The organism is Kitasatospora sp. NPDC091257 (genome assembly GCF_044757675.1).
GTDB classification, from domain to species: Bacteria; Actinomycetota; Actinomycetes; order Streptomycetales; family Streptomycetaceae; genus Kitasatospora; species Kitasatospora lactacystinica.
This window is the reverse complement of sequence record NZ_JBIVVI010000429.1, coordinates 1-6,717: the sequence shown is the minus strand read 5'-3', so window position 1 is coordinate 6,717 and position 6,717 is coordinate 1. Positions and strand designations below refer to the sequence as shown.

General features: G+C 70.0%; 6 protein-coding genes. All 6 read right to left on the bottom strand.

The annotated features are described in order from the left end of the window. Positions 1 to 401, bottom strand: a 401-nt coding sequence (locus tag ACIQOV_RS20585) for an ATP-binding cassette domain-containing protein (RefSeq protein WP_401050368.1), incomplete at its 3' end; no start/stop codon positions are given. Continuing rightward, the gene (locus ACIQOV_RS20580; RefSeq protein WP_401050367.1) at positions 398 to 1,408 is read right to left on the bottom strand and encodes an ABC transporter permease; all 1,011 of its coding nucleotides are present in this window, start codon (positions 1,406 to 1,408) and stop codon (positions 398 to 400) included. The genes ACIQOV_RS20585 and ACIQOV_RS20580, both read right to left, overlap by 4 nt. A gap of 98 nt (positions 1,409 to 1,506) precedes the next feature. Further along, positions 1,507 to 3,279 (bottom strand): ABC transporter substrate-binding protein, encoded by a 1,773-nt coding sequence (locus ACIQOV_RS20575; RefSeq protein ID WP_401050364.1) that lies wholly within the window; start codon positions 3,277 to 3,279, stop codon positions 1,507 to 1,509. 80 nt (positions 3,280 to 3,359) lie between these two features. Next, positions 3,360 to 4,349 carry an ABC transporter permease gene (locus tag ACIQOV_RS20570; protein ID WP_359901496.1) on the bottom strand — a complete coding sequence of 330 codons (990 nt, stop codon included), beginning with the start codon at positions 4,347 to 4,349 and terminating at the stop codon, positions 3,360 to 3,362. A gap of 445 nt (positions 4,350 to 4,794) precedes the next feature. Next, complete coding sequence (locus ACIQOV_RS20565; protein ID WP_401050363.1) at positions 4,795 to 5,721, bottom strand: enhanced serine sensitivity protein SseB C-terminal domain-containing protein; 927 nt, start codon at positions 5,719 to 5,721, stop codon at positions 4,795 to 4,797. A gap of 117 nt (positions 5,722 to 5,838) precedes the next feature. Continuing rightward, entirely contained in the window at positions 5,839 to 6,642 is an 804-nt protein-coding gene (locus ACIQOV_RS20560) for an enhanced serine sensitivity protein SseB C-terminal domain-containing protein (RefSeq protein WP_401050362.1), read from the bottom strand. Positions 6,643 to 6,717 lie beyond the last annotated feature (75 nt).

Genomic DNA, 6,717 nt, shown 5'->3' with positions numbered 1-6,717 from the left:
CGGTACGCCTCGACGATCTGCTGCCCCACCGTGTAGTAGGGGTGCATCGCGGTCAGCGGGTCCTGGAAGATCATCGCCATGTCGCGGCCGCGCAGTTGGCGCACCCGGTCCGGGCCGGCCGCGATCAGGTCCTCGCCGTTCAGCCGGATCTCGCCGCTGATCCGGGCCCGCTTGGAGCGGTGCAGGCCCATGATGCCCAGCGAGGTGACGGACTTGCCGGAGCCGGACTCGCCGACGATGCCGAGGGTGCGCCCCTTGTGGAGGTCGAAGCTGACCCCGTCCACCGAGCGGACCAGGCCGTCGTCGGTGTCGAAGTGGATCCGCAGGTCGCGGACCGAGAGGAAGGGGTCGCCCGACGGGGTCTGCGCGGCGTCCGCCGGGGACTTCTGGAGGTCGGTCACGAGAGCCTCACCCGGGGGTCGACGAGGGCGTACAGGAGGTCGACCACGAGGTTGCAGGCGACGATGAAGAAGGCGGCGAGCAGGGTGACGCCGAGGATCTTGGGCAGGTCGTTGTCGGAGATCGCCTGGACGGCGAACTGGCCGACGCCCTGGAGCGAGAAGACCTGCTCGGTGATCAGCGCGCCGCCGAGCAGCAGCCCGAGGTCCATGCCGAAGATCGTGACGATCGGGGTGAGCGCGGCGCGCAGCCCGTGCCGGGTGACGACCTTGCGCTCGACCAGGCCCTTGGCCCGGGCGGTGCGGATGTAGTCCTCGCTCATGGTCTCCAGCATTCCGGCGCGGGTGAGCCGGGCGTAGAGCGCGGAGTAGAGGAAGGCCAGCGAGATCCAGGGCAGGATCAGGTTGCGGGCCCACATCAGCGGGTTCTCGGTGAAGTTCACGTACTGCAGGTTGTCCAGGATCGGCCACTCGTAGCTGAACAGCGTGAGCAGCAGCGCGCCGGTGAAGAAGACCGGCAGCGAGACGCCGGCGAGCGCGACGCCCATGGAGAGCCGGTCGAAGATCGAGCGCGGCTTGAGCGCGGAGACGACGCCGGTGGCGACGCCGGAGACCAGCCAGAGCACCGCCGCACCGGCGGCGAGCGACATGGTGACCGGGATCCGCTTGGTCAGCTCGGGCCAGACCTCCAGGTGGTTCTTGAAGGAGTAGCCGAAGCAGGGCACGTGACAGGTGGCCGGTTCCGGGCCGAACGTGTACTCGGCACCGCTGACCAGCCCCTTGAGGAAGTGCCAGTACTGGGTGTACAGCGGCTGGTCGAAGCCGAGGTTCTGCTTGACCGCGGCGATCGCCTCGGGCGACGGGTTCTTCCCGATGTACTGGGCGGCCAGTTGGTCGGCCGTCTCTCCGGCGAGTCGCGGGAGCAGGAAGAAGATCGCGAAGGTGACCACGCTGACGACCAGCAGCAAAATCGCCGCCGCGATGATCCTGCGGATGATGTAGGCAAACACAGTTGGGCGGCTCCGGCGGCCCGCCGCCGTCCGGGATCTTCCGGACGGCGGCGGGCGCCGCTGCCTTCACCTGCCTTCAGGGATGCGGAGCCAGGCTCTTACTTGGTGGAGCCGATGTTCAGGTAGTCGTACTCACCCGAGAACGCCGAGGTGGAGACCAGGTTGGTGGCGTTGTCCGGGCGGTACAGGAAGACCTTGAAGTAGGTCAGCGGGACGTAGACCGCCTGCTCCATGACCTTCTTGTCGACGTCGCCGTAGATCTTCTCGCGGGCGCCCTTGTCGGGGTTGATCGCGGCGTCGTCGATCAGCTTGTTGACGGCGGAGTCGTTCAGCTGGGCCAGGTTGTTGTTGCCGGACGGCTTGATGGTGCGGCCGTCGACGATCTGCTGGAGGAAGCCGTAGCCGGTCGGCCAGTCGGCGCCCCACTGCATCATCATCAGGCCGATGTTGTGCTCGGCCGCGAACTGCGGGGACCCGGCGGCGTCCTGCAGGTACTTGCCCTGCGGGTACTGCTGGATCTCGGCGTTGATGCCGACCTTCTTCAGCGCGGCCTGGATCGAGGTGGCCGCGGCGACCTCGGTGGCGCGCTCGGTGCGGGCCGACAGGACGGTGTTGATGCCGCCCTCCTTGCCGCAGGCCTTCAGGGCTTCCTTGGCCTTGGCCTCGTCGCCCTTGTTGTCCTTGGTCTCGTACAGGTTGAAGTCCTGGTGGCCCGCGATGTCCGGCGGGAGGACCGTGTTGGCGATCTGGCCGCGGATCGGGCCGCCGAGCGCGGTCTGCACCGAGACCTTGTCGATCGCGTACTGGACGGCCTTGCGGCACTCGACGTTGTCGAACGGCGCGAGCTTGGAGTTGATCGCCATGTACACCAGACGGCCGCCGTAGGCGTTGTCGGTGCTGGCCTTCAGCTTCGGGTTCTGCAGGATCTGCGCCTGGGTCTGCGGGTCGACGCCGCCGCCCACCAGGTCGACCTGGGCGTTGCCGGCCAGCAGGTCCTTGTCGATGGTGGCCTGGTCGATGTTGAACTTGAGCACGATCTTGTCCGCGAGCTGCTTGCGGATCGGGTCGGTGCTCTGGTCCCAGTTGGTGTTCGGCACCAGGACGGCCTGCTTGCCGTCCTCGTAGGACTCGAACTTGTAGGAGCCCGAGGACGCGATCTTCTTCACGTACTCCGCACCGGTGTCCTTGGCCTGCGGGACGGGCACCGTCTCCGGGGCGCTGACCAGGTAGTCGAAGTCGGCGAAGGGGTGCTGCAGGTGGAAGACGATCGTGGTGTCGTCGGGCGTCTCGATCGAGTTGAGGCCGCCCTCCTTGTCCTTGTACGGCCCCGCGTACGGCGTGGCGTTGTCGACCAGCAGATCGTGGAAGTACACCGGGCCGTTGGAGTTCACGTCCAGCGCGTAGTTCGAGCGCTCGATGGCGTACTTGACGTCCTTCGAGGAGATCGGGGTGCCGTCGTCGTACTTCAGGCCCTTGCGGAGCTTGTACGTCCAGGTCAGGCCGTCCGCGCTCTGCTGGCCCATCGACTCGGCGAGGTCCGGGACGAGCTTGTTGCCCTCCTCCCCCGGCGCCGGGTTGAAGGTGGTCAGCGGCCGGCCGTACAGACGCGAGAAGTTGTAGATGTACGCGTAGTACGTGTTGCCCGGGTCGAGCGAGTCGGGGGTGCCCTTCATCTCGTAGGTCACCGTCCCGCCCTTCTTGTCCGAGGCGTTGACGATGCCCTTGGTGGCCGCGTTGGCACCGGAGCCGCCCTCGGCGGAGCCGGAGGCCGTGGAGGACCCTCCGCTCTTCGACGAACTGGTGCAACCGGTCACGACCAGGACCGCGGCGGCAGCCGCCGCGGTCAGGGCGACGGTACGGGACCTACGCATGGGTGAGATCAACCCCTTGAGGATGTGGAGGAGGGATTCTGACGCACCGTCGAGTGACGAGTGGTCCGAGTGACACAGGGTCAGTTGTTCTTGGGGTCGAGGGCGTCGCGCAGCCCGTCGCCGAGCAGGTTGAAGGCGAGCACGGTGACGAAGATCGCCAGACCGGGGACCACCATGTACTGGGGGTCCACCTGGTAGTACCGGATCGCGTCCTGGAGCATCCCGCCCCAGGAGGCCTGCGGGGGCTGGATGCCGACGCCGAGGAAGCTCAGCCCGGCCTCGAAGAGGATGTTGGTCGGGATCAGCAGGGTCGAGTAGACCAGGATCGGACCGACCAGGTTGGGCAGCAGTTCCTTGAACAGGATGAACGGTCCGCGCGCGCCCAGGCTGCGGGCCGCGTGGACGAACTCCCGCTCGCGCAGCGACAGCGTCTGGCCGCGCACGATCCGGCCCATGTAGGGCCAGTTGAAGAAGCCGATCACGAAGATCAGCACCAGCATGTGCAGCGGCAGGCCGTGCAGGCCGAACGCGCCGCCCTGGAGCGAGGTCGAGATCGCGATGGCGAAGAGCAGCAGCGGGAACGCCAGGAAGACGTCCATCACCCGGCTGATCAGGGTGTCCACCCAGCCGCCGTAGTAGCCGGCCATGATGCCGAGCACGGTGCCGATGGTGTTGGACAGCAGGGTCGCGCCGAAGGCGACCAGCAGGGAGACCCAGGAGCCCTCGATGACGCGGGTGAGCAGGTCACGGCCCTGGAGGGGGTCGACGCCGAGCGGGTGGTCCCAGCTCATGCCGCCCCAGTCGCCGAACGGCAGACCGCCGAGGTCGGCGTCCAGCAGGTCCTGGTGGAGGGCGTCCGGGTCGAGCCCGAACATCGACTCGATCGGCTTGGCGAGCACGGCGAGCAGGATCAGCAGGATCACCACGACGCCGCCGGCGACGGCGGCCTTGTCCCGCTTGAAGCGGGTCCAGGCGATCTGGCCGAGGGAGCGGCCCTCGATCTTCTTGGCCGGGCTTGCGGTGGCGGGTGCCTCCGGATCGTTCCCGGCGGTGGTCACGGTTGCGGTCATGGTCAGTTGGTCCCCTCGCCGACGGTGGCCGGCCCACGGGTGCCGGTCGCCGGCTTCGGCGGTGCGGCTGCGGACGTGCGGAGGTGCTTAGGAGGAGCGGGTGTTGACGGCAGTGCGTCGTGCACAGGCACTGCCACCACGCGGGATGGGCGTCGCGTGGGCGGACTGTCGGCGTGCGCGCTCGCCCTTGTGGGGTTCAAGCACGCGCGGTGCGTTGCGCAGAACTCTCTGCCATCCGAACTGGCTTGCGCCAGCCCTGCCAACCGACAGATGCCCAACTGTGATCTGCGTGCATGCACCTCCCCGGTCTTCGGCATATACCTCTTCACATGGCTGTAACTGCCATGTCAAGATGACCGGAGCACACATCCGGAAATTCGTCCGGAAAGCATCGAAGCCGACTTGACGGACAATCAAGTCGGCTTCGGGGAATGAGCTTTGGGAATCAGCGCCCGGGGTAGCCGGGCCACGGCCGCTGCGGCGGCTGCTGCTGCCAGCCCTGCGCCGGCGGCTGGGTGCCGTACCCGTAACCCGGCATCGACTGCCCCGGGTACGGCGGCGGGGGCACCGGCGGGTACGGACCGGTCGGCGGGCGGCCCGCCTCCCGGTCGAAGAACGGCCGCGCGTTGGCGCGCATCCACAGCGCCACCGGGTCGTACTCGTCCGACATCGCCACCGTCGACACCGCGAGCCCCTCCGGGGCCACCGCGATCGCACGCTGCATCAGCGCCCGCACCGCCTCCACCGCCGGCGGCGAACTCTCGTACAGGTCGAGGCCGATGGCCAGGTACGGCTCCCCCACCGCGGGCTGCACCCAGGCCCGGCGCAGGGCCCGCACGGCGCGCACCTCGGCGGCCTGCCGCTCCAGCAGCGCGAAGAACGACTGGGCGTTCAGCTGCGGCTCGCTCAGCTTCAACGGCCCGGCCGGCAGCCGGTCCAGGCCCGCGGCGACCCGCCGCAGGTCCGCCCAGGGCACGCCGACGCCGCCGCCGGGCGCGTGCGGGTTGAGCCACAGGCCCCAGCGGGTGCGGTAGAGCGAGGCCGCGATCTCCCGGCCGGAGATGACCTCGTGGGCCCGCGCCCAGCCGGAGGCGGTCAGCTGCTCGGACGAGGTGACGGCCGGCGCGTAGCCGTGGCCGCTGATCTCCATGTTCCCGTACTGGGCGTCCGGGCTGCCCGGCGTGCCGTGCCACAGCAGCATCCAGACCTGGCCGTCCGCCAGCGCGTGCAGCAGCCCCTCGTACGCGTCGTAGCGCTCCGGCGCGACGTCGCGCAGGGCGCGCTCCAACGCGCCGGGATCAGCTCCCGGGCGCCCGGCCGGTGCCTGGCCCCAGGGCCCCGGCACACCGCCCGCTCCCGTTCCCGCACTCATGCGCCCACCTCGCCGCGCCTCTTTCCCTCAACCCGCCGGCCCGTCGGCCGTCTGCACGCACCCTATGGCGCTGCACCGGCCACCGCCACGGCGACGTGCCTTTGATACGAACCCCGCTCAGCCCCGCGAATAGAACGGCAGTACCCGGGTGAGCAGCCACTCGACCACCGGGTCGTCGGCGAGGTCGAGCAGTACGAGGTGGACGCCGCCGGGCAGCGGCGCGGTTCCCAGCGCTCGGCCGAGCGCGTCGTTCACCGCGGCCGGATCGGCCGGTGCCGCCGGGTCCAGCTGGACGCCCACGAACATCACGGTCGGCTCGCCCTCGATGCTGGCCAGCGCCCTGCGGGCGGTCAACACTCCCGGCAGTGACGACAGTTCGCCCCGGCAGGCGGCCAGGAAGTGCTCCGGGTCCTCGCCCGGCACCGGCTCGCGCAGCGCCACCCGGCCTCCGGTCGGCGCCGTGGCGTCGTCGGCGGCCTCCCAGCGGTCCCCGCGCGGACCGCGGCGCAGCTCGGCGACCCCCTGCGGCGGCACCGGGATGCCCACGGCCGCGTCCGGGTTCACCGCGATGCCCACGCCCAGCGGCAACCCGCGGGCGAACTCCCACACCGGCGCCACCGCGAAGGCCATCCCCGGCGCCTGCTGGAGGAACACCTCCTGCGAGGAGAACACCGGCACGTACGGGTCACCGCCCAGCTCGACGGTCGGCAGGTCCAGCGCCTGTCCCTGCGGATCGGCCCCGGCCGGCAGCGGCACCCACACCTGGCTGCGCGCCAGCACCTCGATCACCCTCGGCGTCGCGCCCGGGTCGCCCAGGGCCGCGGTCAGCACCTGCTCCAGCTCGTTGGCCGGCCAGGAACCGCCCGCCGGCGCCTCCTGCGGTCCGCCCCACTCCTGCTGCTGCTCCACCGGGTACCCCATGCGCCGCCGATCCCGCCCTCTGCCGCTCGGCCGCCCTCTGCTGCGCCGACGCGCAGCAGTCTAGGGCCCCGGGGC